Source organism: Aggregatibacter segnis ATCC 33393 (assembly GCF_900476035.1).
Lineage (GTDB): Bacteria > Pseudomonadota > Gammaproteobacteria > Enterobacterales > Pasteurellaceae > Aggregatibacter > Aggregatibacter segnis.
Genome location: NZ_LS483443.1, coordinates 1440197 through 1465195 on the forward strand (window position 1 = coordinate 1440197; position 24999 = coordinate 1465195).

The following is a 24999-nucleotide window of genomic DNA, read 5'->3' on the forward strand; positions in this document are numbered from 1 at the left end:
TTGAATCTGAATGGGGTTTTGTTTTATGGGCTTAAAGTAACTAGAAAAACGTTTTGATTTTTGACCGCACTTTATGCTTTTTTGCCAGTATTTTTACGTCCTTTACGCCATTTCCAGACCAGATAGATTGCTAAAAGCGCAATTAAAATATAAATAATGGACTGTCCTTTTTTGATTTGCTCATGTAGCCAATCCAAGTTACTTGCCCCGAAATCCCCTAAATAAACCCAAATAGGTACAGAAATAATGGCGGCAAAAAAATCTAATAAAAGAAAGCGAATAAAACTCACGCGACGGGTAATGCCGGCAACCATATAAATCGGTGCACGTAATCCCGGTAAAAAACGGGCAACAAATAAAACACGATTGCCATATTGTTCAAATTTGCTCCGAACCATACGTAAACGCTCTAAGGTTAAAAAGCGTCGAATAGGGCGGAAACGTAAAATTTTTGTGCCATAAATACGTCCCAGCCAATACATAGTGCTATCACCTAAGAGGACACCAAATAGACTCACAACTAACATGATATGCACATTGGTATAACCCAAACCGGAAATAACACCACCGGACACTAAGGTAATGTCTTCGGGAATCGGCACGCCAAAACCACAAATAATCAAAACAAATAGCACGGCAAAATAGCCGTAATCACTAAAAAAGTTAATTAAAAATTCCATCGAATACTCTTTTAACTCAATAAAAATAACGCCTTATTTTAGCCCGTTTTTTAGCGTAATATCTAGGAAAATTAACAAGATTTTCGTTTGCTTTAGCACCACGAATTCATTATAATGCACCACCTCAAAGTTCAGGCTTTGAGCAAAATTTGTGGAAATCGCTGGGTCGCCTGCGATTTTTTAATTTTAATCTTTACAAAAGAGAACATAACAATGGCATTTAAATTTAACGCTGAAGTTCGTACAGCGCAAGGTAAGGGTGCGAGCCGCCGCCTGCGTCATAACGGTCAAATTCCTGCTATCGTTTACGGTGGTAGCGAAGCACCGGTTTCTATCATCTTAAATCATGATGAAGTTAACAACGCTCAAGCACACGATGCATTCTATTCCGATGTGATTACTTTAGTTATCGACGGTAAAGAAGTTGCAGTAAAAGTACAAGCAATGCAACGTCACCCGTTCAAACCAAAATTGGTTCACGTTGACTTCAAACGCGTTTAATCATGAAAAACTCCGAAATTCTCGGAGTTTTTTTATATTTAAAAAGATTGAACGCATCATTGCATGCTATGTCTAATGCCCCGTCTTTTGCTCGTAATAGAGTAATTTTCATCAACAATTAATAAGGATTTTTCATGAACAAATTTACAAAAATTAGCGCGACCGCATTATTGGCTCTTTTCTTAACAGCTTGCGACAAACCGGCAGACAAAGCACCAGAAGCGAAACCGGAAACAGCACAAACACAAGCCGCATCAGAAGTAAAAGTAGATGAAAAGGGTGATTATCAAAAATTAGTCGATTGGAACAAGGCACAAGAACAAACACAGTTACAATCACAACAAAAATTCCAACAAGATTTAGTGGCTGCAGTTCAAGCTCAAGATGAGAAAAAAGTGAAAGAAGCGATTGAAACATTTAATCAATCAGTAAAAGATACAATTACAAGCTTAGATGCATTAGATGTAAAAGCAGAATCAATTAAATCTATCAAAGAGCAAACAAAAAATGTATTAAGCTTGGCGAGTGGTTTATTGGTTGATCAGGCTAATATGAGTTTCACTAACCCGACACAAACACCGGAACAACAAAAAGCTTATGCAGAAAAAGCTGAAGCATTAAGAAATGCGATGACCGAGTTACAAAAACAAAGTGTCGAATTAGAACAAAAATTTAATCCTGCACCGGTAGCAGCGCCCGCACAAGACGCAAAATAATATTCTGACTTATTTATCTAAAAATAAATCGCCTTATTGTTCCGCAGTAGGGCGATTTTTTTATATGAAATATACCTTGAAAACTCACCGCACTTTTCTAATTAAATCAAAAAAGTGCGGTGAGTTTTATGTCAGTTTTTTTCCGAAACACTCCTTTGATTTGTATTGGGGTGCATGGCGTGCTAGAATTTAGGACCTTTTTTAATTAAAGACGAGGATAAAATAGAATTCAAACTTAATAAACTTACATTAGTTTTATTATCAGCTCCGCTTATTGCTCATGCAGGTATTTCTCATAACGGAAGTGAACATAATCTTCTTCCTTCTAATCTGGCTACAAATATAACCGATAATCAAGAGCACACTATAAATGGGCCTTTATCGATTTCGGAAGGGGCTAAAACAAACCCTAGCGGGCAAACCAAGGGTGAAATGACCATCGACAATGGTTCCAAATTAAACTCTACAGGTACAGTGTATATTGGGAATCAAAACAATGACGGTTTCGGTGCTAAATTTACTGTCACTGGTGCTGGAAGTGAATTAAATGTAGGGGGGGAGTTAAATGTTGGTAACTATAGTAATGCGAATCTCTCTATTTTAGAGGGCGGAAAGGTGACCTCAACATTTCATGGTAATCCTAACGCTCCTCACTTTTGGGGATGGTTTCTTCATAATGGAACGGCTCGAACAGCGATTGACACTAAAATTGTTATTGATGGTGAAGGTTCGGAACTTTCTTATCATAAAAACTCCTTAATTCGTGTAGTGGGTGGAGGTCATAAGGCAACAACCCTCGATTTGTTGATTTCTAATGGTGGTAAACTCAGCGCAGGTGTGTTGCAATTAGAATCTGGCACAGCCAATATCCAAATCGGGAACAAAAGTAAAGGTGGAACGCTAGATGTTAAACGTTTTACTATTGGTAGTGCAGATGTAAAATTCACCTTTGACCAAAATGATATGTTGAATTTTACCCCTATTATCCACACGCATCGTTCACTGAAAGAATCTCATGTTAATTTCATACAAAGTGGTTCTGGCACAACTTTATTTGCTCCAATAGGTATGAATAACGTGAATTCAAATGTAGACATTACTGATGGTACATTAAAAGTCGGTAGAGATAATGCATTCGGTAGAGATAATGCATTCGGTAACGATTCTGTTACCACTGAAGTGAATATTGGTGAGAAAGGTACATTAGCGTTAAACAATTTTAATGCCTCTGTTAGCACCATTAACAATCAAGGTACGCTTGATCTTACTTCAGATAATGCAGATAAAAAACTTACTGTTTATGGAGATTACAGTGGCGACGGAAAACTATTAGTGAAAACAATTTGGAATAATGCTAATAGCTCTTCTGATGTGCTAGATATTAAAGGAACAGCAACAGGGAACACTGTTGTGTCAACCTCTACAGGTTTCATCGAAGGTGATGTAGTTCGTCAAACGAATCAAGATATTTATTCTGCAGATGTAGTTAAAGTTGCTGATGCAAATCATTCAGGTACCTTTACCGGCACAGCGAAAACAACCAATGCTAGTGAAGCACAATTAACTAAAAAAGATGCGAATACTTATGCATGGACCTTAAAAGCACTTGGTCAAAATATTTATATTGAGCCTGCTACCGCTTATATTCAAATGCCTCGTGTCAATATGGAATTAGGCTATAGCGTGTTGGATACCTTACACCAACGTCGTGGTGAAATTAGCCAATCACCAAATTCTGCCGTTTGGGCGCGAGTTTCCGGTAAACGTTTAGAAACTGAGGGTCGTACCCGTTTAGACGTTGACAGCTCACAATATATCGCACAAGTAGGTTACGACTTTAACCGTAGCGAAATGCAAAATGGTCTGCCACAATCTCTAAGTGGTGTATATTTTGCGTATTCTCGTGCAGATAGCCGTTTCTACGACCAATATCGTGCTGAAAACGGCGTTGTGGCTGCTGATAAATATACCGGTAAAGGTAAAACAACAGCAGCAAACATCGGTGTATATCACTTATACCGTGCACCAAATAATGCCTATGTGGACACCGTGGCGCAATTCTCTTACTTAACGAACAAATATAACTTTGTATCTAATCCGGAAGTAAGACAACATGGTTGGAGCGGTGCGTTATCCGTTGAAGGTGGTCACAGCTTTGCATTGGGTAATTCCAACTGGCGCCTTGAACCACAAACCCAATTGGTTTACCAACGCTTGAAACTTCAATCGTTCTATCACGATGCAGACCGCCGTGTTGAACAAGGTACGGACAACAATTTACGTGGACGTATCGGTGTGCGTTTAAGTCACAGTAAAGACTTCCAACGTAACCCAACCGTGTATTTTGTTGCAAACGTATGGCATGATTTTATTACTGCAAAATCTGTCTTAATCGGTGACACCAAATATAACGAAAATGATGCCCGCACTTGGTTGGAAGGCGGTGCAGGTTTAAATGTACCATTCGGTAACCATGCTATTCATGCTGATCTTCGTTTAGAACATTCTCTAGGCAATAAAGGTAACCGTTCCGGTGCGAAAGCTGTATTAGGTTATAGTTACGCTTGGTAATTCAAATAACGAATATATAAAAACAAAAACCACCTTCTGTTGAAGGTGGTTTTTTTATTAAGAACTTTTATAAATTCCTTACAATACGTGTTGCTGATTTGTTTACCTGATCTAAGAGTGATAAAATCAACAATGATATATACAACAACAAAAGGACGAGAGAAAACTATGAAGTTCAAACTTAATAAATTAACATTACTTTTATTAGCTGCCCCATTAGCAGCAAATGCAAGTGTTACTTGGTCTGGGACTAATGACGGAATTCCGGAAACCCTTGGAAAAGTCAATCCGGATACGGTTAACGGCTTAATTCAAGTTGGTACTGGTACTGGTAATGAAGGCAATCTTAGAATTGATGGAGGCTCTGTTGTAAATATACAAGGTACATTACATATAGCCAACCATCGCCAGTCTAAAGGAACTGTTGTCGTTGACGGGCAAGGCAGTAAACTCGTTGTAAACAGTAATGCCAATAATCCAATGAATATCGGTAACTTTGGTAATGGTAATTTATATGTTTCCAATGGTGGGCAGGTAATCGGTGAATTCGAAGGAACTGAACCGACACCTCACTTTTGGGGATGGCTTCGTGATACCCCGGAAGATGTCACCAATACGGTAATTTCAGTCACAGGTAAAGGTTCATTGCTTCAGTACCCGAAAAATGCCGAAATCCGTGTTGCCGCCAGTGATTGGAGCTCTAAAACCAACACTGTTAATGTATTAGTTGCAGATGAAGGTCAACTTACTGCGGGGACATTAAGAGTAGGAAATGGTACAACCAACATCCAAATTGGTGATAACAACAAAGCAGGTACGTTTGATGTAGAAAAAATTAAACTTGAAGAGAATCCTCAAAAAGTCAAATTTGATTTCGCACAAACAGATAATTTTAACTTTACCCCTGAAATGACTTCAGCTTCGCCTACTACTAAGATTGTAGACTTTGTTCAAAGAGGTAGTGGCACCACTTTATTTGCACCAAGAAACATGAGTGGTGTTAATTCTAATGTAAATATTACTAACGGTACATTAAAAGTTGGTAGAGATAATGCTTTTGGCGACGCTTCCGTTAAAAGTAATGTTGATATCGGTGAGAAAGGGACATTTGAGTTAAATAACTTTAATGCAACAGTAACCAACCTTAATAATAAAGGTACGCTTGATCTTACCTCTGAAAACGCAAATAAAACCCTTACCGTGGAAGGCGACTATCATTCTGATGGCGGTAAATTAATCGTAAAAACGACTTGGAATAATAACAATAGTAGTTCTGATACATTACATATTAAAGGTAAAGCAACAGGTCGCACTATTGTTTCAACTCGCAATGGTTTCATTGAAGGGGATGTACTTCGTCAGGCGCGGGAAAATATTTTTTCTGCAGATATGATTAAGATGGATGATCCTAATAGTGAAGCTATCTTTGAGGGTACAGCAAAAACCAGAAATGCGGATGAAGCGCAGTTAGCCAAGAAAAATGGCACAACTTATGCTTGGACATTAAAAGTACTTGGTCATGATATTTATATCGAACCGGCCACTGCGTATATCCAAATGCCTCGTGTCAATATGGAATTAGGCTATAGCGTGTTGGATACCTTACATCAACGCCGTGGTGAAATCAGACAATCACCAAATTCTGCCGTGTGGGCGCGAGTTTCCGGTAAACGTTTAGAAACCGAGGGTCGTACCCGTTTAGACGTTGACAGCTCACAATATATCGCACAAGTAGGTTACGACTTTAACCGTAGCGAAATGCAAAATGGTCTGCCACAATCTCTAAGTGGTGTATATTTTGCGTATTCTCGTGCAGACAGCCGTTTCTACGACCAATATCGTGCTGAACACGGTGAGCTTATTGCAGATAAATATATCGGTAAAGGTAAAACTACTGCGGCAAATATCGGTGTATATCACTTATACCGTGCACCAAATAATGCCTATGTGGACACAGTGGCGCAATTCTCTTACTTAACGAACAAATACAACTTTGTATCTAATCCGGAAGTAAGACAACATGGTTGGAGCGGTGCGTTATCCGTTGAAGGTGGTCACAGCTTTGCATTGGGTAATTCCAACTGGCGCCTTGAACCACAAACCCAATTGGTTTACCAACGCTTGAAACTTCAATCGTTCTATCACGATGCAGATCGCCGTGTTGAACAAGGTACGGACAACAATTTACGTGGACGTATCGGTGTGCGTTTAAGTCACAGTAAAGACTTCCAACGTAACCCAACCGTGTATTTTGTTGCAAACGTATGGCATGATTTTATGTCCGCAAAATCTGTTTTAATCGGTGATAAAAAATATGGCGAAAATGATGCCCGCACTTGGTTAGAAGGCGGTGCAGGTCTCAATGTACCATTTGGTAATCACGCTATTCATGCCGATCTTCGTTTAGAACATTCTCTAGGCAGTAAAGGTACCCGTTCCGGTGCGAAAGCCGTGTTAGGTTATAGCTACGCTTGGTAATTTAAATAACGAATATATAAAGACAAAAACCACCTTCTGTTGAGGGTGGTTTTTTTATTTAATCTCACCTTGAAAAACTGCTAAAATAGCGCCGTTGCTTACTTCTTTGAATCATCCTATGTTATCAAAAACCTTGCCTTTATTATTTTTACTACCAACGGTTGCCGTTGCACAATCTTATGTTGTGTATGACTTTACCCACAATAAAATATTGGAAAGTAGCTCACCTCATAGCGTGCGTCCCATTGCTTCTGTAACAAAATTAATGACGGCAAATGTGTTTTTGGAACATAACAAAAATGCCCGTTGCACAGCCTCAATTACTGCAGAAGATGCGGACCACATCAAAGGCACAAGCACAAAATTGCCTAGATACACACCCATTTCTTGCAACGAATTATTGAAAGCGATGTTGGTGCATTCTGATAATTATGCTGCACATGCTTTGTCCCGTTCAGCCGGTATGAGCCGTCAACAATTCATAAAAAAAATGAATGATAAGGCGAGAGCGCTTGGTATGACCTCAACTCATTTTAGCGACAGTTCAGGTTTATCTAACAGTAATGTGTCCAGCGTGATGGATTTGGTGAAGCTAGCTAAATATTCTTTAAATAACGCGGAAATTAAACGTCTTTCTAATATCTCTTCCACCTATATCCAAACAGGAAAGCGCAATATTTTTGTGAAGAACACCAATAAACTCGTGCGTGACGAAATGTTTAGTGCGGCTATCAATAAAACCGGCTATATCCGCGAATCAGGATACAATTTGGTGTTCGTCAATAAAGTGCCTTGCAATCGAGCCACCATCGGCGTGATAAGCCTCAATAATATCTCCTCTGCGTATCGTTCCAGCTTTACCAAAAGCAAATTGGAAAAATACGGTTGTACCGCGTTAAATAGCAAAGTATTGAGAGATTTCGTAGAGGATATGCAATATGAAGAAGGCTATGATGAAGAGGGTATGAATGAATTAATCAAAAAAGTTGCAGGTTAATCTAAAGATAAGTTTTATCCGAAAAACCATTGTTTTTTTGACCGCACTTTCCATTTTCAAGCTGTTAGAAAAGGCAAATTCCTGTATAATTCCCACAATTTTTTGTTGAAATTAACCTGTTGTGAGATCCCTCATGCTTGACACATCACAAACCATTCCCGAACTGGTCTCCTGGGCGAAAGAACGTGAGTTTTCCTTAAATTTGCCGACAGAGCGTTTGGCATTTTTACTGGCGATTGCCGTTTATAATAATGAACGTTTTGACGGCGAAATGTTAGAAGCTGATTTAGTCGATATTTTCCGCCACATTTCCACCGCCTTTGAACAATCTCAAGAAACAATTGCCGTTCGTGCTAATAATGCAATTAATGAACTGGTTAAACAACGTTTTCTTAACCGTTTTAGCAGTGAATTTACCGAAGGTTTAGCGATTTATCGCTTAACGCCGTTGGGGGTTGGTGTATCCGATTATTACATTCGTCAACGTGAATTTTCTGCCTTACGTCTTTCCGTTCAACTTTCCATTGTTGCTGATGAAATCCAACGTGCTTCTGATGCCGCTGAAGAAGACGGCGATGAGCATTATTGGCGTCGTAGTGTTTTTGCACCATTAAAATATTCCGTTGCAGAAATTTTTGACAGCATTGACTTGTCACAACGCGTGATGGATGAAAATCAACAAAGCATTAAAGAAGATATCGCCGCCCTGTTAACCAAAGATTGGCAAGCAGCAATTTCCAGCTGTGAACAATTATTAGATGAAACCTCCGGCAATTTACGGGAACTCCAAGACACCTTAAATGCGGCCGGTGACAAATTACAGGCGCAATTATTACGCATTCAAGATTGTGTGATCGGTCGCCAAGAATTGTATTTTATCGAACAATTAATCATTGATTTGCAAGCTAAGCTAGACCGCATTATCAGTTGGGGACAACAAGCTATCGATTTGTGGATCGGCTACGACCGCCACGTGCATAAATTTATCCGTACCGCCATTGATATGGATAAAAATCGCGTCTTTTCCCAACGTTTACGCAATTCTATTCATCATTATTTCGACAACCCTTGGTTCTTGTGGACAGCGCAAGCAGAGCGTTTAGTTGATTTGCGCGATGAGGAATTAGCACTACGCGAAGAAGATGCCTTGGGCGAATTGCCGGAAGAATTACAATTTGAATCTTTAGCCGATATTCGCGAAAAAATCGTCGAACACATGCAAGGCTTATTAATTGATTACCGCGAACAAAATCGTCCGATTAATTTAAGTTTAGTGTTGAAGCAACAATTAGAAAATTATCCATTGATACAACATTTTGATGTAGCGCGAATTATCGTGGATCAGGCTGTGCGTTTAGGTATTGCAGGCGATGACTTGGCAGGTATCTATCCGCATTGGACAGAAATTAACGATTACGGCGCAGAAGTTCAGGCGCATATCATTGATAAATATTAAAAGTGCGGTCGAAAATCCACGCGTTTTTTGAGTCGTATTTCGCTATCGCACGAATAAGACAATAACAGAGCAATTCAGTTAGAGAAAAAAATAATGACAGACAACCTTCAAGATGTAATTTCACCGAAATTGGCAGCTGCCATTGCCAACCCGTTATTTCCTGCTGTGGACAGCCAGTTGCGTTCCGGTAAACATATCGGCACAGAACATTTAGATAACCACGCTTTTTTACTTGATTTTCAAACGGAACTGGATCTGTTCTATCGTCGCTATAACGTCGAACTGATTCGTGCGCCGGAAGGTTTTTTCTATTTACGCCCGAAAGCGACAACACTCATTGCCCGTTCTGTGTTAACTGAATTGGAAATGTTAGTGGGTAAGGTGTTGTGTTATTTGTATTTAAGCCCGGAGCGACTAGCTCAACAAGGTATTTTTAGTACTCAGGAAGTGTATGACGAATTGCTGAATTTAGCGGATGAAGGCAAGTTACTGAAAGCGGTGAATCAACGTTCCAGTGGTTCCGATTTGGATAAACAAAAATTAGCAGAAAAAGTGCGTGCGGCAATCGGTCGTTTGCGCCGTTTAGGCATGATTTATACCGTAGGTGAACCGAATAGTGGCAAGTTTACCATTTCTGAATCGGTATTCCGTTTCGGCGCAGAAGTGCGTGCCGGTGATGATCCGATTGAAGCACAATTACGCTTAATTCGCGATGGTGAAGCGGCAACGCCACAATCTTTACAAGCTGAAAAAGCAGCATTACAACGCGATACAGAAAGCACTGAAAACGATACTGACGTTGAAGACGAATTCGTAGAAGAGGAACAAGAATAATGACTGAAGAATTATCTCTGGAAAATGAAGTAATGGATATTGCATCCTCTGATGTAGCGCCGGTCATCTTTAATCAAAACAGTGGGGTAGAACGCGGTAAGTTCCGTTCTTTAACGCTCATCAACTGGAACGGTTTCTTTGCCCGTACCTTTGATTTAGACGAATTGGTGACCACACTTTCAGGTGGTAACGGTGCCGGTAAATCTACGACCATGGCCGGATTTGTGACAGCGTTGATTCCGGACTTAACCTTATTGCACTTCCGTAACACCACGGAAGCCGGTGCCACAAGCGGTTCGCGTGATAAAGGTTTGCACGGTAAATTGCGTCCGGGCGTGTGTTACGCGGCGTTGGATACCATCAACTCCCGTCATCAACGGATTATTGCGGGTGTACGTCTGCAGCAAGTGGCAGGCCGTGATAAAAAAGTGGATTTAAAAACCTTTTCTATTCAAGGCGTAGAATTGTCTGTCAATCCGACCGCACTTTTCACCGAAACCATTAACGAACGTCAAGCGCGCGTACTGACCTTAAATGAACTAAAAGACAAAGTTGAGCAGGGCGGCGCGCAATTTAAACAATATCATTCCATCACAGATTACCATGGCATGATGTTTGATTTGGGGATTATTCCAAAACGCTTACGTTCTTCTTCCGACCGCAGCAAATTCTATAAACTTATCGAAGCCTCTTTATACGGCGGTATTTCCAGTGCCATTACCCGTTCCTTGCGTGATTACTTATTGCCGGAAAATCTTGGTGTGAAAAAAGCCTTCCAAGACATGGAAAGCGCTTTGCGTGAAAACCGCATGACGTTGGAAGCGATTAAAGTCACCCAAGCGGATCGCGATTTATTTAAACATTTAATCACCGAATCGACTAATTATGTGGCGGCGGATTATATGCGAAATGCCAACGAGCGTCGTGGCAACATTGAAACCGCATTAAATTTCCGTCAGGAGTGGTATAAAGCCAAGTCTGAACAGAATTTATCACAACATCGTTTAGTTGAATTAAGCCGTGAAGCCGCTGAGTTAGCCGAAAGTGAAAGAATCCTGGAAGTGGATCACCAAAGTGCGCTTGATCACCTGAATTTGGTGTTAAATGCGTTACGTCATCAGGAAAAAATCTCTCGTTATCAAGAAGATGTCAGTGAACTGACCGAACGCTTGGAAGAGCAGAAAATGGTGGTTGAAACTGCTAACGAGCAACTGGAAGAAAGTCAGGCGCAATTTGAACAAACAGAACAAGAAGTTGACAACTTGCGTTCCCAATTAGCAGATTATCAGCAAGCGCTTGATGCACAACAAACCCGTGCATTGCAATATCAGCAAGCCATTCAAGCCTTAGAAAAAGCCAAGACGTTGTGTGGATTAGCCGATTTATCGGTAAAAAACGTGGAGGCATATCACGAAGAATTTGAAGCGCAAGCGGAAGTGTTGACAGATAACGTGCTTGAACTAGAGCAAAAAATGTCTATTTCCGAGGCGGCGAAAACGCAATTTGATAAAGCCTATCAGTTGGTTTGTAAAATTGCTGGAGAAGTGCCTCGTTCTGCCGCATGGGAAAGTGCAAAAGAATTATTACGCGAATATCCGACACAAAAACTCCAAGCACAACAAACGCCGCAATTGCATGCTAAGTTACATGAGTTAGAGCAGCGCTTAAATCAACAACAAAGTGCGGTGAGATTATTAAATGATTTTAATCAACGTGCGAATCAAAGCTTAGAAACGGCGGATGAATTAGAAGCGTTTTATGGCGATCAAGAAGTCTTAATTGAGGATTTATCTGCCGAACTTTCTGATTTAGTTGAGCAACGTTCAACGCTACGTCAAAAACGTGAAAACTTAACCGCACTTTATGATGAAAACGCACGTAAAGCGCCGGCTTGGTTAACCGCTCAAGCGGCATTGGAACGCTTGCAGGAGCAGAGTGGAGAAGAATTCGCAGACAGTCAGGATGTGATGAATTTCATGCAATCACAGCTGACCAAAGAGCGCGAATTGACCATGGAGCGCGACCAGCTGGAACTTCAACGTCAGCAATTAGACGAGCAAATTAGCCGTTTAAGTCAGCCGGATGGTTCGGAAGATGCCCGTTTGAATGTGCTGGCAGAACGTTTCGGTGGCGTGTTGCTGTCTGAATTATACGATGATGTGCCGATCGAAGACGCGCCTTATTTCTCCGCCTTATACGGCCCGGCACGCCACGCTATTGTGGTGCGTGATTTGAATGCGGTGAAAGAGCAACTCGCTAATTTGGAAGATTGCCCGGAAGATTTGTATTTAATCGAGGGCGATCCGGCAGCATTTGACGACAGCGTACTTTCCGCGCAAGAGTTAGAGCTTGGTGTAGTTGTTCAGGTGTCCGATCGTGAATTGCGTTATTCCAAATTCCCTGAAATTCCGTTATTCGGCCGTGCGGCTCGTGAAAAACATTTAGAAGAATTACAGGCTAAACGTGAAGAAGTGGCGGAGCAGTACGCACAACGTGCTTTTGATGTGCAAAAATGCCAGCGTTTACATGAGCATTTTAGCCAGTTTGTTGGTCTGCATTTAGCCTTGGCATTCCAAGCCAATCCAGAACAAGTGATGGCGAAGACCAATCAACAACGCAATGAAATTGAGCGCGAGCTTAATCAATTGGTGATCGGCGAGCAACAAATTCGTCTTCGTTTAGATGAGGCGAAAGAAAGAATGCAGTTGTTGAATAAATTAATTCCGCAATTGCCATTATTGGCTGATGATAGCTTAACTGATCGCATTGAAGAATGCCGTGAGCAATTAGATTTGGCAGAGCAGGATGAATTATTTATCCGTCAGCACGGAGTCACGTTGTCACAATTAGAACCGATTGCTAACACGTTACAAAGCGACCCAGAAAATTACGAGCACTTAAAAGCCGATTATGAACAAGCCATTCAGCTACAAAAACAAGTGCAACAAAAAGTCTTTGCCTTGGCGGATGTGGTGCAACGCAAAGCGCATTTCAATTATGCGGAAAGCGTACAAACGGAAACCTCTGAATTAAATGAACAGTTACGCGCGCGTTTAGAACAAATGCAGCAACAACGTGAAATTCAGCGCGAACAATTACGTCAAGTTCAAGCGCAATATGCTCAGTACAATCAAGTGTTGATTCAATTGCAAAGTTCTTTCAACAGTAAAAATCAAATGTTGCAGGAATTGATGCAAGAAATTGGTGAATTGGGTGTGCGTGCTGATGAAGGAGCGGAAGAACGTGCCAAAATTCGTCGTGACGAGTTATATCAACAACTTTCTACTAATCGCCAACGCCGTTCTTATATTGAAAAACAACTCACCCTTATTGAAAGCGAAGCGGAAAATCTGACTCGTCGTATTCGTAAAGCAGAACGTGATTATAAAACCCAGCGTGAGTTGGTGACGGCGGCGAAAATGAGTTGGTGTGTGGTGCTTCGTTTATCCCGTAATTCTGATGTAGAAAAACGTTTAAATCGTCGTGAATTGGCCTATTTATCCGCAGATGAATTGCGTTCCATGTCGGATAAAGCGTTAGGTGCGTTGCGTACAGCAGTTGCTGACAACGAATATCTGCGTGATGCCTTACGCTTGTCGGAAGATAGCCGTAAACCGGAAAATAAAGTGCGGTTCTTTATCGCCGTATATCAACATCTGCGCGAACGTATTCGTCAGGATATTCTGAAAACCGATGACCCGATTGATGCAATTGAACAAATGGAAATCGAGCTTTCCCGCTTAACGGAAGAATTGACCGGCCGTGAACAAAAATTGGCGATCAGTTCTGAAAGTGTGGCGAATATCATGCGTAAAACCATTCAACGTGAACAAAATCGCATTCGTATGCTAAACCAAGGCCTACAAAATATCGCCTTTGGTCAGGTGAAATCAGTGCGTTTAGTGGTGAATATTCGTGATACGCATGCCATGTTGTTGGATGCGTTATCCGGTAATCAGTCGGATTATCAAGATCTGTTCAGCGACAACCGCATGACTTTCTCCGAGGCCATTGCGAAGCTATATCAACGTCTCAACCCGCATATCGATGTAGGGCAACGCACTGCGCAAACTATCGGTGAAGAGTTATTGGATTATCGTAATTATCTTGACTTAGAAGTGGAAGTTTATCGTGGCGCAGATGGCTGGTTGCGCGCAGAAAGCGGCGCATTATCCACCGGGGAAGCTATTGGTACCGGTATGTCCATCCTCTTAATGGTGGTACAAAGCTGGGAAGAAGAAAGCCGTCGTATTCGCGGCAAAGACATCGTGCCGTGCCGTTTATTATTCCTAGATGAAGCGGCGCGTTTGGATGCGAAATCCATTTCTACTTTGTTTGAGCTATGCGAACGCCTAGATATGCAACTACTGATTGCTGCACCGGAAAACATTAGCCCGGAAAAAGGCACCACCTATAAACTGGTGCGTAAAATCTCCGGTAATCACGAACACGTTCATGTGGTCGGATTACGCGGATTCGGAGCAACAGAGTAGTTTAATAAATAAAAAGTGCGGTTAAAAAATGAAGTGTTTTTTGACCGCATTTTTTGTTAAGGAATAAATATGCAAACATATAAAGAAATGATGTTTCCTATTTTAAGATTATTTTCTGATCGGAAAGAATACTCTCGTAGTGATGTATATCAATTCATAGTAAAGTACTTTTCTTTAACCGAACAACAAATAAGTGAACGAATAAAATCAGGACAAGCACTTTATAAAAATAGAGTAGATTGGGCAATTACCTATTTATCTACACTAAATAATATACCTGAAAGACAGAAACTTTTATTGAGAATATCCCGTGGCATTTATCAAATAACAGAATTGGGGTTTTCAATTGCTAAGGATGAGAAACTATTTGAGAATTGGTATCAGGAAGTACATGGTAAAGAAAGTAAGTCTAAGCCAAAGGATAAAAAGGATGCTAAATCCACATCTCAAGAAAAAACACCTAATGAAAGAATTGATGATATCTACCTTGAACTAACAGCAGCATTAAAAAGTAATTTATTAGACGAAATCGCAAATAAAGATCCTAGATTTTTTGAAAATTTAGTTTTGCAATTGCTAAACAAAATGGGATATGGAACTAGCAATTATACATCTTTAACAGCTAAAGGGGCTGATGAAGGAATCGATGGAATTATTAGTGAAGATGAGCTCGGTTTAAGTAAAATTTATATTCAAGCAAAACGCTGGAAAGATAATGTTTCACGACCTGAAATACAAAAATTTGTAGGTGCAATCTCTGATAAACCTACACAAAAAGCAGTTTTTATTACAACATCTGATTTCTCGAAAGAAGCTATTAATTATGCAAAGAACATACAGAATTTAGTCATTATACTAATCAATGGTGATCAATTGTGTAATCTAATGGTTAAACATAAAGTTGGCGTTTATGTGAAACAAACTATTGAGCTTTGTGAAATTGATCGTGATTTTTTTGAAGAATAATTTAATAAGGAAAATTAGCTATGCACAATCTCATTATCGCCGTTCTCTGTAGTGTTGCGGTGTCTGTATTATTAAAAGTTGCTCGTAAACGCAATATCGTTATTCAGCAAGCTATTGCCTTTAACTATATTGTGGCGTTGTCACTTAGTTGGTTTTTATTAAAACCGGATTTCAAAGGGCTTGAATTTACTGACTTTATCGCACAAAGCGAAAATACGCCGATTTTCTTAGCATTGGGTATTTTATTACCAAGCGTGTTTATTATTATGTCCAAAGCCGTGGAATTTGCCGGAATTGTACGTTCTGATGCGGCGCAACGCCTATCATTATTTTTACCCATTCTCGCTGCGTTTTTAATCTTTCACGAAACCTTAAGCCAATCAAAAGCAATTGGTATTGTGTTGGCATTTGTCGGGTTGTTTTGTCTTTTAAGTAAACCTAATCAACAAAGTGCGGTCGATTTTCGAGGTATTTTGGGCTTAGTCGGTGTGTGGTTTGGCTATGGCATCATCGATATTTTGTTTAAACAAATAGCAAAAAGCGGGGGCATCTTCCCAACGACGCTATTCATTGCGTTTTCCTTGGCTGCCTGCATTATGTTTATTTACTTGTTATTCAAACGAACTCAATGGAATGTCGCAAGTTTTGTGGGCGGCATTATTTTAGGGGTGCTAAATTTCTTCAATATTCTGTTTTATATTAAAGCTCACCAGAGTTTTGGCTCGAATCCGACATTAGTTTTTGCCGGCATGAACATTGGAGTGATTTGTTTAGGTACGATTACCGGCGCATTAATTTTTAAAGAAAAAATCAGCAAAGTTAACTGGTTAGGCATTGTATTCAGCTTGTGTGCAATTTTCTGTTTGTATTATCTAGATAAACTCTTGGCTTAAATTTGAGAAAAATGATGGCAAAAAACGATTTCAGCTTTTTTATTTATGACTATGAAAGTTTTGGTGTCAATCCGGCAACCGATCGCCCGGCGCAATTTGGGGGTATTCGTACAGATGCCGATTTTAATATTATCGGCGAGCCCGTTGTGTTGTATTGCAAGCAAACCAACGATTATTTACCCGCGCCGGAAGCGGTGTTAGTGACAGGCATTACCCCACAGGAGTGTAATGAAAAAGGCCTACCGGAACCGGATTTTGCCGCTCGAATTTTACAGGAATTCAGCCAACCAAATACCTGTGTTATGGGCTTTAATAATATTCGTTATGACGATGAAATGACACGCTATACCTTTTATCGTAATTTTATTGATCCTTATGAATATAGCTGGAAAAACGGTAATTCCCGTTGGGATTTATTGGATTTAGTGCGTGCGTGTTATGCCTTGCGTCCCAATGGCATTGAGTGGCCTTTGGATGATGACGGCATGCCGAGTTTTCATTTGGAAAAACTGACGAAAGCAAATGGGATAGAGCATACCAATGCGCATGACGCCATGTCCGATGTGTATGCTACTATCGAAATGGCAAAATTAATTAAGCAAAAACAGCCGAAGTTATTTCAATATTTCTTTGAAAATCGTGGAAAAAAAGAGATTGAAAAACTCATTAATACCGCAGAAATGACGCCGTTAGTTCATGTGTCGGGAATGTTAGGAAATTACCGCGGGAATACGACATTAATTGCCCCTTTAGCTTGGCACCCAACAAATAAAAATGCGGTCATAGTGTGTGATTTAACGGCCAACATTGATGACCTACTGACAAAATCGGCAGAGGAGTTACGTGAAAATCTTTATACGAAGAAAGAAACGTTATTAGAGGCCGGTGTGCTTCCTGTTCCGTTAAAGCTCATTCATATCAATAAATGCTCCATTCTAGCACCGGAAAAAACCTTATTACCGCAAAACGCTGAACGTTTAGGGATTAATCGAGCGTTATGCGAGAAAAATCAACAGCGTTTGTTGGCATCTAAGGATGTTCGTCAAAAAGTCATGGATATTTTTCAGCAAGATCGCGAGTTTGAAGCATCTGATAATGTTGAAACTGAACTTTATAATGGCTTTTTTAGTGATGCAGATAAAAACAATATGGCGATTTTACGCACTTTGGAGCCCGAAAAGCTCGCTGAACATAATCTGAGTTTTCAAGACCCAAGAATCCCTCAATTGTTGTTTCATTATCGTGCGAGACATTTTTATCGCACATTAAACCGAGCTGAACAAATTAAATGGCAAAAATATCGCCGGAAAAAATTAGAAGCCGAAGTTTTGAGATTTGAGCAAAGCCTTCAAGAATTAGCTACACAAAATGAGAACGATGAAGAAAAACTGACTTTATTACAAAAAGTTTATGAATATGGCAATAAGATAATTGATTAGAAAGTGCGGTCAAATTTTTTAATGTTTTTTCAATAGAAGAAAAGAGACAACGTCACTAAATATTAAATAATGAAAATACGCTGGATGAAAATTCAGCGTGTTTTTTATTTATGTATTTTGAAAATCTGGCAAAATACCCCCTGAGAAAAACTCTAGATTTCACGTAGCGCAATCTATCCCTAAATTTCATCCCTTTCATAAAAATTACTTTCCAATAAAGTAAGGCGTAAAAACGAAGGAATACAGAAAAAAATAGGAAATATACTATGATTTTCCGACTCTTACTTTTGGTTGAATAAATATTTACATTTCAAACTTAAAGTCCATAACTTCATTTTTATATTTGTTACATATCATGCAAAAATCAGTTTTCATCTAGTTTTACTAGTAAGAGTGACTTGTGTATAAGTCTGTGATCTTGTTAATCCGTAGCTTTCACTTACCCCATAACCAATTTCTTATAATGTATATTATGTTAAATAATAAATAATATTTGTCACATTCAGATATTAAAGATAACCTACTTTGAAGCTATATCGCTTTGATTCGTAATTCTATAAAAAACATTAAATTTTCATGTTTTTTATTTATCCAGTATTTTGGATTTAATAAGTGAGAGAAAAAAACTTTGGAAATCTATGATTCTCTTTCCAACACCTCATCATTTCTCTAGAGAATTTGAGCAAAGGCGATATTGATAACTCATTTCATTAAATGTAACCAAATGAGAATGATTTTATTTATAAAACCCTTTTAAATTAATGGGTTACACTAAAAATCAATAAAATAAAATTGACAATTCTCAATAATATGAGTAAAATTCATCCGCAAATACAAATTTTGTATTGTGATACATCTATTAACCGTATTAAGGAAAGGAGTTAGTTATGCTAAGTAAGTCAATTACAGCAAAATTAAACGAACAAATTAATCTCGAGTTCTATTCATCAAATGTCTATTTGCAAATGAGTGCATGGTGCTATAAACATGGTTATGAAGGCGCTGCAGCATTTTTACTTCGCCATGCCGATGAAGAATTGGAACATATGCAAAAGTTGTTTACTTATGTGAGCGAAACCAGTGGAATGCCTTTGTTAGGTAAAATTGACGCCCCTAAACACGATTACGCTTCATTAAAAGAAGTTTTTGAAACAACACTTGAACACGAAAAACTAGTGACATCTAAAATTAATGAGTTAGTTGAGAGTACTTTTGCAGAAAAGGATTACTCTACTTTTAACTTCTTACAATGGTATGTGGCTGAACAGCATGAAGAAGAAAAATTATTTAACAGTATTGTTGATAAATTCAAACTTCTTGGTGAAAGTGGCACAGCGCTCTACTACATTGATCGTGAATTAAAAACTTTATAAGAATAGGAGAAATAAAATGTTATCAAATAGCGTGATTAAACTATTAAATGATCAAATGAATTTAGAGTTTTATTCTTCTAACTTATATTTACAAATGAGCGCCTGGTGCGAACAACAAGGTTTCGAGGGAGCTGCAAAATTTTTATCAGAGCATGCGGCTGAAGAAATGCAGCATATGCGTAAACTCTTCACTTATTTAAATGAGACCGGTGCTTTGGCTATCATCACACAAATTGATGAACCACCTCATCAATTTTCATCATTGAAACAAGTACTTGAATTAACTTATGAACATGAAAAGTTAATTACTTCTAAAATCAATGAATTAGTTGGTAGAACTTTTGAAGAGAAAGACTACTCTGCCTTTAACTTCTTACAATGGTATGTGGCTGAACAACATGAAGAAGAAAAATTATTCAGTGGAATTTTGGATAAATTAAATCTTCTTGGTGAAGATGGTAAAGGTTTGTTCTTAGTTGATAAAGATTTAGGCGCATTAACAACAAACAACTAATTAAGTCTGATGAAAAAGGCTAAGTCATTATCGATTTAGCCTTTTTTTATATCAAAATCTAGCTACTTTTGTCTAAAAGTGCGGTGCTTTTTTCAGGTGTTTTTGAAGGATATTGAGAAGGATATTGAGATTGTTGGTTGCTTTCATAATGAAATGTACGATAAAAAAACGCAATAAGTAGAATGACTAGCACCAGTAAAATTTGAATTAAGCGTTTCTTAGTTAGTTTTTCAGCAGCCATACTTCCTCACCAATGTTTGTACTTTTTAAATTAATAATTTAGTGGTATTATTGAGATAGATCAATTTTACACGATTCTTTTCCATTTTTCTGGAATTTGGGGAATAAATGAAAATTTTACCGACTGAAACAAAATTAGGACGTCGAGTTCAATCTGGTGGATGCGCAATCCATTGTCAAAATTGTAGCATTAGTCAGCTATGTATTCCTTTTACTTTAAATGAACATGAATTAGATCAATTAGATAATATCATTGAACGTAAAAAACCTATCCAGAAATCTCAAGTGCTTTTTAAAGCGGGTGATGAGCTTACATCACTCTACGCTATTCGCTCTGGTACAATTAAATCTTACACAATTAGTGAAACCGGTGAAGAACAAATTACTTCTTTTCATTTACCGGGAGATTTAGTCGGTTTTGATGCGATTATGAATATGCAACATCCAAGTTTTGCTCAAGCACTAGAAACCGCTATGGTGTGCGAAATTCCATTTGATATTTTGGATGATTTATCCGGCAAAATGCCGAAATTACGCCAACAAATTATGCGTTTAATGAGTAATGAAATTAAAAGTGATCAAGAAATGATTTTATTACTCTCAAAAATGAATGCTGAAGAACGCCTTGCCGCTTTTATTTATAATTTATCGCAACGCTATTCTGCACGCGGCTTTTCCGCTCGAGAATTCCGTTTAACGATGACACGTGGTGATATTGGCAATTATCTTGGTCTCACCGTTGAAACAATCAGTCGTTTACTTGGCCGTTTCCAAAAGCTAGGTGTTTTGTCTGTGCAAGGAAAATACATTACGATTAACAATATGGCCGAATTAATCGAATTATCCGGTACTAATAAAACCAAAATCAAAATGGTTATCTAACACCTCCCTTTCCGGCGCATAAAATTGTGCCGGATGCCTTTTTAAGTCTCTCTCCTTGTCATTTATTCAAGAATGTTCTACCCTATTTATAACCAATAAATGGAGGTTGTACATGAAATTCAATAACATACTGGTGGTTTTAAATCCTGAAAATGACAAACAATATGCCCTTGCTAGAGCTGTTCGTTTGGCGCAAGAGCAAAAAAGTCAATCCCCAGTAAAAATAACCCTTTTCCTCGCAATTTACGATTTATCTTATGAAATGTCGGCGTTACTTTCTTCAGAGGAACGCTCAGAAATGCATAAAAATGTCATTGAACAACGTAAATTAGCCATCCAGCCCTACATTGAAAAATATGCTTCTGATGGAATTGAATTTGCTACAACCGTTGTTTGGAACAGCAATGAGGCAGAAGCCATTGCTACTGAAGTAGAAAATCAAGGATATGATTTGGTAGTCAAATATACTAAAGCGGAAGAAAGCCTGACATCATTAATCGTGACACCGGTTGACTGGCAATTACTGCGCAAATGTCCGGTACCTATTCTTGTAGTGAAAGATGGCGATTGGAAACACCAACGCCGGGTTTTGGTTGCAGTCAACGTATCTGATGATGAAAATGAAGCGCATAGCTCGTTTAATGATGAATTAGTCTCATTAAGTATGGATTTAGCGGCATCTTTAGATCGCGGCAATATCCATCTTGTTACCGCTTATCCGCCAACGCCAATTAATATGGCTATAGATTTACCTGAGTTTAGTTCTAGTGAATACAATAACGGTTTACGTGGACAATATTTAATTAATATGAAGGCATTGCGCCAAAAATACGGTATTAATGACGATCATACCCACGTGGTTGAAGGTTTCCCTGAAGATGTTATTCCACAAGTTGCTAAAAAAATAGAAGCTGAACTCGTGATTTTAGGCACCATTGGTAGAACGGGGCTTTCTGCCGCATTTTTAGGGAATACCGCGGAACATGTCATTAGCAAACTAAACTGCAATTTATTAGCTATTAAGCCATCAAAGAAAGAGGAGAATTAATTTAATCTCTTTCAGCTTAATGATTTTTTCTTATTGCAGAAAAATTATGGGTATTCTGATAAAACAAAAACCACCTTTACAGGTGGTTTTTTAATAAGAAAAGTGCGGTCTAAAATTTAAATATTTTTTCAACCGCACTTTTAAACTTCGAAGAAAAAAAATTACTTTTTCCGCTCTATCCATTTTCCATCAACAAAATCCACAATCCATTTCGTGGCTTTGCCATTCTTTTCAGAGGTAACATATTGACGTTTTTCCTTACGGCTAAAGCGAATAATTGCCTCATTCCCCTCTGGATCGACTTGTGGTGCATCGGCTAAGTAGCGCAATTTCTCCGGTAAACGCTCACGATACAACGCCAATTCTGCCACTTTCGGGGCGCGAGTTTCGCGAGATTTCGGGAAATTATGCGCGGACATAAACACGCCACTGGCACCATCGCGTAATACAAAATAAGCATCCGATTTTTCACATTTTAATTCGGGGAAAGGAATCGGGTCTTCTTTTGGTGGTGCAACTTCACCATTTTTCAAAATTTTACGAGTGTTATCACATTGCGTACAGCCCATGTATTTACCAAAACGTCCTAATTTGAGGTGCATATCGCCACCGCACTTATCACATTCGACAACCGGGCCGTCATAGCCTTTAATCTTAAATTTACCCTCTTCGACTAAATAGCCCTCGCAATTTGGGTTATTACCGCAAATATGCAATTTGCGATGTGGATCGATAATGTAACTATCCATCGCGGTACCACATTTCTGACAACGCTTACGTTCCATCAGCGCTTTCGTTTCCGACGCATCATCCAACACATTTAACAATTCCGCTTCCGGAATCAAATTAATAGTGGTTTTACAACGTTCTTTCGGCGGTAAAGAATAGCCGGTGCAGCCTAAGAAGACGCCCGTGCTAGCCGTTCTAATAGCCATATTGCGTCCGCAAGTTGGACAAACAATATCTGTTTCGACCAAATTATTCGGACGCATTCCGCCTTCTAATTCGTCTAATTCTGCCTTAGTCAATTGTGTTGAGAAATCTTTGAAGAATTGATTTAATTCGGTTTTCCAATTTTTCTCACCGGACGCGATTTGGTCTAATACATCTTCCATATTGGCAGTGAAATCATAGCTCATCAAATCAGCAAAAGACTGATTTAAGCGATCGGTCACAATTTCGCCCATTTTTTCCGCATAAAAACGACGATTTTCTGTACGCACATAACCACGTTCCTGAATCGTAGAAATAATGGCAGCATAGGTAGAAGGTCGGCCAATACCACGTTTTTCCAACTCTTTCACTAATGCAGCTTCTGAAAAACGTGCCGGTGGCTTAGTGAAATATTGTTGTGGCTGCACTGCAGACAAATTGAGTTTGCTGTTGACAGAAACATCCGGTAGCGCTTGATCTTCAGCAGATTTACTTTGTTGCGGCAATACTTTTGTCCAACCGTCAAAACGTAAAATACGTCCTTTGGCCGTTAACGTATAATCCCCTGCTATCACCGTTAATGTTGTGCTGTCATATTGCGCAGCCGGCATTTGACATGCCACAAATTGACGCCAAATTAAATCATATAAACGCACGGCATCTTTTTCCATACCGACTAATTCATTTAATCCAACATGGATATCGGATGGTCGAATAGCCTCGTGGGCTTCTTGTGCATTGTCTTTACTGGAGTAAAAATTCGGTTTTTCCGGTAAATAAGCGTGTCCGTAATGTTTTTCAATATAACCGCGCACCATATTTAACGCGTCTTGGCTTAAATTGGTGGAGTCCGTACGCATATAAGTGATGTAGCCCGCTTCATATAAACGTTGTGCCAACATCATGGTTTTCTTCACACCAAAGCCCAAACGGGTACTTGCCGTTTGTTGTAGCGTAGAAGTAATAAAAGGCGCTCTTGGTCGAGAGCTGGTCGGTTTGGTTTCTAAATCAGAAATGACATAATCGGATTTAGTTAAAAAATCCACCGCACTTTGTGCTTGTTCCGCATTTTTCGGTTCAAATTTTTTGCCTTTAAATTGCGCAACATCTAACTGAATTTCATCACCTTTCGGTGTGTTAGTAAGAACGGAAACTTCCCAATATTCTTGCGGCACAAACGCCTTAATCTCACGCTCACGTTCTACAATCAATTTCACGGCGACCGATTGCACACGGCCGGCAGATAACCCACGCGCCACTTTTTTCCAAAGCAACGGTGACACCATAAAACCGACAACACGATCTAAGAAACGGCGCGTTTGCTGCGCATTCACCCTATCCATGTTTAAATTTTCAGGATGTTCAAAGGCTTGTTTAATGGCGTTTTTGGTAATTTCATTAAAGACAACGCGACTATAACGTTCATCATCGCCGCCAATTACCTCGCGTAAATGCCAGGCAATAGCCTCTCCTTCTCTATCCAAGTCGGTGGCGAGATAAATATGATCGGCTTTTTTGGCGAGGGATTTTAGTTCAGCAACGACTTTTTCTTTACCGGGTAAAATCTGATAGTTGGCTTTCCAACTGTGATATGGGTCGATCCCCATGCGTTTGACTAAAGCATCTTGTTCTTTTTGTTGTTTTATCGCTTGCTTTTCTTCCGCACTAAGACCTTTGGTGGAAATAGGTTTGGCTTTCTCTCCGGTCGCAGAACCCACCGTTGGCAAATCACGAATATGGCCCACGCTGGATTTCACTACATAATTGTTTCCTAAATATTTATTAATGGTTTTCGCCTTCGCCGGCGACTCCACAATAACCAAGGATTTTGTCATTATTATTACCTAATTTCGATTAACTCGTATAAAATTGCCCGCTATATTGCTAACTATCTTCAAGTAGGTCAACTACTTTTTTCCAAAAGGCATCAGAAATGGATAAACTCAACGCAATTTATTACTCAGCTGGATTTATGTAAGACAAAA

18 protein-coding genes are annotated in these 24999 nt (G+C 39.2%); 15 read left to right on the forward strand and 3 right to left on the reverse strand.

The window, feature by feature from the left end; translation table 11 throughout:
* Nucleotides 1–71: 71 nt before the first annotated feature.
* Nucleotides 72–680 carry a DedA family protein gene (locus tag DQN58_RS07050; protein WP_006718177.1) on the reverse strand — a complete coding sequence of 203 codons (609 nt, stop codon included), beginning with the start codon at nucleotides 678–680 and terminating at the stop codon, nucleotides 72–74.
* Nucleotides 681–893: 213 nt separating this feature from the next.
* Between DQN58_RS07050 and rplY the strand changes: the two genes are divergently transcribed.
* The 13 genes from rplY to ftnA (DQN58_RS07115) all read left to right on the forward strand — a co-directional run bounded on the left by rplY (nucleotide 894) and on the right by ftnA (DQN58_RS07115) (nucleotide 19911).
* Entirely contained in the window at nucleotides 894–1181 is a 288-nt protein-coding gene (gene rplY / locus DQN58_RS07055; protein ID WP_032997871.1) for a 50S ribosomal protein L25, read from the forward strand.
* Nucleotides 1182–1315: 134 nt separating this feature from the next.
* Nucleotides 1316–1897 (forward strand): hypothetical protein, encoded by a 582-nt coding sequence (locus tag DQN58_RS07060; RefSeq protein WP_006718181.1) that lies wholly within the window; start codon nucleotides 1316–1318, stop codon nucleotides 1895–1897.
* A gap of 432 nt (nucleotides 1898–2329) precedes the next feature.
* Nucleotides 2330–4468 (forward strand): autotransporter family protein, encoded by a 2139-nt coding sequence (locus tag DQN58_RS07065; RefSeq protein ID WP_006718185.1) that lies wholly within the window; start codon nucleotides 2330–2332, stop codon nucleotides 4466–4468.
* A gap of 168 nt (nucleotides 4469–4636) precedes the next feature.
* Nucleotides 4637–6946 (forward strand): autotransporter family protein, encoded by a 2310-nt coding sequence (locus tag DQN58_RS07070; RefSeq protein WP_032997874.1) that lies wholly within the window; start codon nucleotides 4637–4639, stop codon nucleotides 6944–6946.
* Between the two features lie 118 nt (nucleotides 6947–7064).
* Nucleotides 7065–7943 (forward strand): D-alanyl-D-alanine carboxypeptidase family protein, encoded by an 879-nt coding sequence (locus DQN58_RS07075; RefSeq protein ID WP_006718189.1) that lies wholly within the window; start codon nucleotides 7065–7067, stop codon nucleotides 7941–7943.
* A 133-nt stretch (nucleotides 7944–8076) separates the two neighbouring features.
* Nucleotides 8077–9399, forward strand: a complete 1323-nt coding sequence (gene mukF / locus DQN58_RS07080) for a chromosome partition protein MukF (RefSeq protein ID WP_006718191.1) — start codon at nucleotides 8077–8079, stop codon at nucleotides 9397–9399.
* Nucleotides 9400–9492: 93 nt separating this feature from the next.
* Nucleotides 9493–10233 (forward strand): chromosome partition protein MukE, encoded by a 741-nt coding sequence (gene mukE, locus DQN58_RS07085; RefSeq protein WP_006718195.1) that lies wholly within the window; start codon nucleotides 9493–9495, stop codon nucleotides 10231–10233.
* Nucleotides 10233–14726: a chromosome partition protein MukB gene (mukB, locus tag DQN58_RS07090; RefSeq protein WP_006718197.1), complete on the forward strand. Its 4494-nt coding sequence runs from the start codon at nucleotides 10233–10235 to the stop codon at nucleotides 14724–14726. Before mukE ends, mukB begins: the two co-directional genes overlap by 1 nt.
* A 69-nt stretch (nucleotides 14727–14795) precedes the next feature.
* Nucleotides 14796–15692 carry a restriction endonuclease gene (locus DQN58_RS07095; RefSeq protein WP_006718199.1) on the forward strand — a complete coding sequence of 299 codons (897 nt, stop codon included), beginning with the start codon at nucleotides 14796–14798 and terminating at the stop codon, nucleotides 15690–15692.
* Between the two features lie 20 nt (nucleotides 15693–15712).
* Nucleotides 15713–16585 carry a DMT family transporter gene (locus DQN58_RS07100; protein ID WP_006718201.1) on the forward strand — a complete coding sequence of 291 codons (873 nt, stop codon included), beginning with the start codon at nucleotides 15713–15715 and terminating at the stop codon, nucleotides 16583–16585.
* Nucleotides 16586–16596: 11 nt separating this feature from the next.
* Nucleotides 16597–18024, forward strand: coding sequence for an exodeoxyribonuclease I (sbcB, locus tag DQN58_RS07105; RefSeq protein WP_006718202.1), 1428 nt, complete (start codon nucleotides 16597–16599; stop codon nucleotides 18022–18024).
* Nucleotides 18025–18911: 887 nt separating this feature from the next.
* Nucleotides 18912–19397 carry a non-heme ferritin gene (ftnA, locus tag DQN58_RS07110; RefSeq protein WP_006718205.1) on the forward strand — a complete coding sequence of 162 codons (486 nt, stop codon included), beginning with the start codon at nucleotides 18912–18914 and terminating at the stop codon, nucleotides 19395–19397.
* Nucleotides 19398–19413: 16 nt separating this feature from the next.
* The gene (gene ftnA / locus DQN58_RS07115; RefSeq protein ID WP_003686798.1) at nucleotides 19414–19911 is read left to right on the forward strand and encodes a non-heme ferritin; all 498 of its coding nucleotides are present in this window, start codon (nucleotides 19414–19416) and stop codon (nucleotides 19909–19911) included.
* Between the two features lie 58 nt (nucleotides 19912–19969).
* Here the strand turns inward: ftnA (DQN58_RS07115) and DQN58_RS07120 are convergent, their stop codons facing one another.
* On the reverse strand, nucleotides 19970–20152 hold the full coding sequence (locus DQN58_RS07120; RefSeq protein ID WP_006718211.1) for a hypothetical protein: 183 nt from the start codon (nucleotides 20150–20152) through the stop codon (nucleotides 19970–19972).
* A 107-nt stretch (nucleotides 20153–20259) separates the two neighbouring features.
* Between DQN58_RS07120 and DQN58_RS07125 the strand changes: the two genes are divergently transcribed.
* Both DQN58_RS07125 and uspE read left to right on the forward strand, forming a co-directional pair.
* Nucleotides 20260–21033 carry an FNR family transcription factor gene (locus DQN58_RS07125; RefSeq protein WP_006718213.1) on the forward strand — a complete coding sequence of 258 codons (774 nt, stop codon included), beginning with the start codon at nucleotides 20260–20262 and terminating at the stop codon, nucleotides 21031–21033.
* 112 nt (nucleotides 21034–21145) lie between these two features.
* Nucleotides 21146–22081 carry a universal stress protein UspE gene (gene uspE, locus DQN58_RS07130; RefSeq protein WP_006718215.1) on the forward strand — a complete coding sequence of 312 codons (936 nt, stop codon included), beginning with the start codon at nucleotides 21146–21148 and terminating at the stop codon, nucleotides 22079–22081.
* A 161-nt stretch (nucleotides 22082–22242) separates the two neighbouring features.
* Here the strand turns inward: uspE and topA are convergent, their stop codons facing one another.
* A complete protein-coding gene (gene topA, locus DQN58_RS07135; protein ID WP_006718217.1) occupies nucleotides 22243–24849 on the reverse strand; it encodes a type I DNA topoisomerase in 2607 nt (868 codons plus the stop codon).
* Nucleotides 24850–24999: the final 150 nt, after the last annotated feature.

What these genes read in the sequence shown, in the direction of transcription:
- topA (WP_006718217.1), bottom strand. Translation starts at nt 24,849, where the DNA reads ATGACAAAATCCTTGGTTATTGTGGAGTCGCCGGCGAAGGCGAAAACC.
- rplY (WP_032997871.1), top strand. Translation starts at nt 894, where the DNA reads ATGGCATTTAAATTTAACGCTGAAGTTCGTACAGCGCAAGGTAAGGGT.
- DQN58_RS07125 (WP_006718213.1), top strand. Translation starts at nt 20,260, where the DNA reads ATGAAAATTTTACCGACTGAAACAAAATTAGGACGTCGAGTTCAATCT.
- DQN58_RS07120 (WP_006718211.1), bottom strand. Translation starts at nt 20,152, where the DNA reads ATGGCTGCTGAAAAACTAACTAAGAAACGCTTAATTCAAATTTTACTG.
- mukE (WP_006718195.1), top strand. Translation starts at nt 9,493, where the DNA reads ATGACAGACAACCTTCAAGATGTAATTTCACCGAAATTGGCAGCTGCC.
- DQN58_RS07050 (WP_006718177.1), bottom strand. Translation starts at nt 680, where the DNA reads ATGGAATTTTTAATTAACTTTTTTAGTGATTACGGCTATTTTGCCGTG.
- uspE (WP_006718215.1), top strand. Translation starts at nt 21,146, where the DNA reads ATGAAATTCAATAACATACTGGTGGTTTTAAATCCTGAAAATGACAAA.
- DQN58_RS07060 (WP_006718181.1), top strand. Translation starts at nt 1,316, where the DNA reads ATGAACAAATTTACAAAAATTAGCGCGACCGCATTATTGGCTCTTTTC.
- DQN58_RS07070 (WP_032997874.1), top strand. Translation starts at nt 4,637, where the DNA reads ATGAAGTTCAAACTTAATAAATTAACATTACTTTTATTAGCTGCCCCA.
- mukB (WP_006718197.1), top strand. Translation starts at nt 10,233, where the DNA reads ATGACTGAAGAATTATCTCTGGAAAATGAAGTAATGGATATTGCATCC.
- mukF (WP_006718191.1), top strand. Translation starts at nt 8,077, where the DNA reads ATGCTTGACACATCACAAACCATTCCCGAACTGGTCTCCTGGGCGAAA.
- sbcB (WP_006718202.1), top strand. Translation starts at nt 16,597, where the DNA reads ATGATGGCAAAAAACGATTTCAGCTTTTTTATTTATGACTATGAAAGT.
- DQN58_RS07065 (WP_006718185.1), top strand. Translation starts at nt 2,330, where the DNA reads ATGACCATCGACAATGGTTCCAAATTAAACTCTACAGGTACAGTGTAT.
- DQN58_RS07095 (WP_006718199.1), top strand. Translation starts at nt 14,796, where the DNA reads ATGCAAACATATAAAGAAATGATGTTTCCTATTTTAAGATTATTTTCT.
- ftnA (WP_006718205.1), top strand. Translation starts at nt 18,912, where the DNA reads ATGCTAAGTAAGTCAATTACAGCAAAATTAAACGAACAAATTAATCTC.
- ftnA (WP_003686798.1), top strand. Translation starts at nt 19,414, where the DNA reads ATGTTATCAAATAGCGTGATTAAACTATTAAATGATCAAATGAATTTA.
- DQN58_RS07075 (WP_006718189.1), top strand. Translation starts at nt 7,065, where the DNA reads ATGTTATCAAAAACCTTGCCTTTATTATTTTTACTACCAACGGTTGCC.
- DQN58_RS07100 (WP_006718201.1), top strand. Translation starts at nt 15,713, where the DNA reads ATGCACAATCTCATTATCGCCGTTCTCTGTAGTGTTGCGGTGTCTGTA.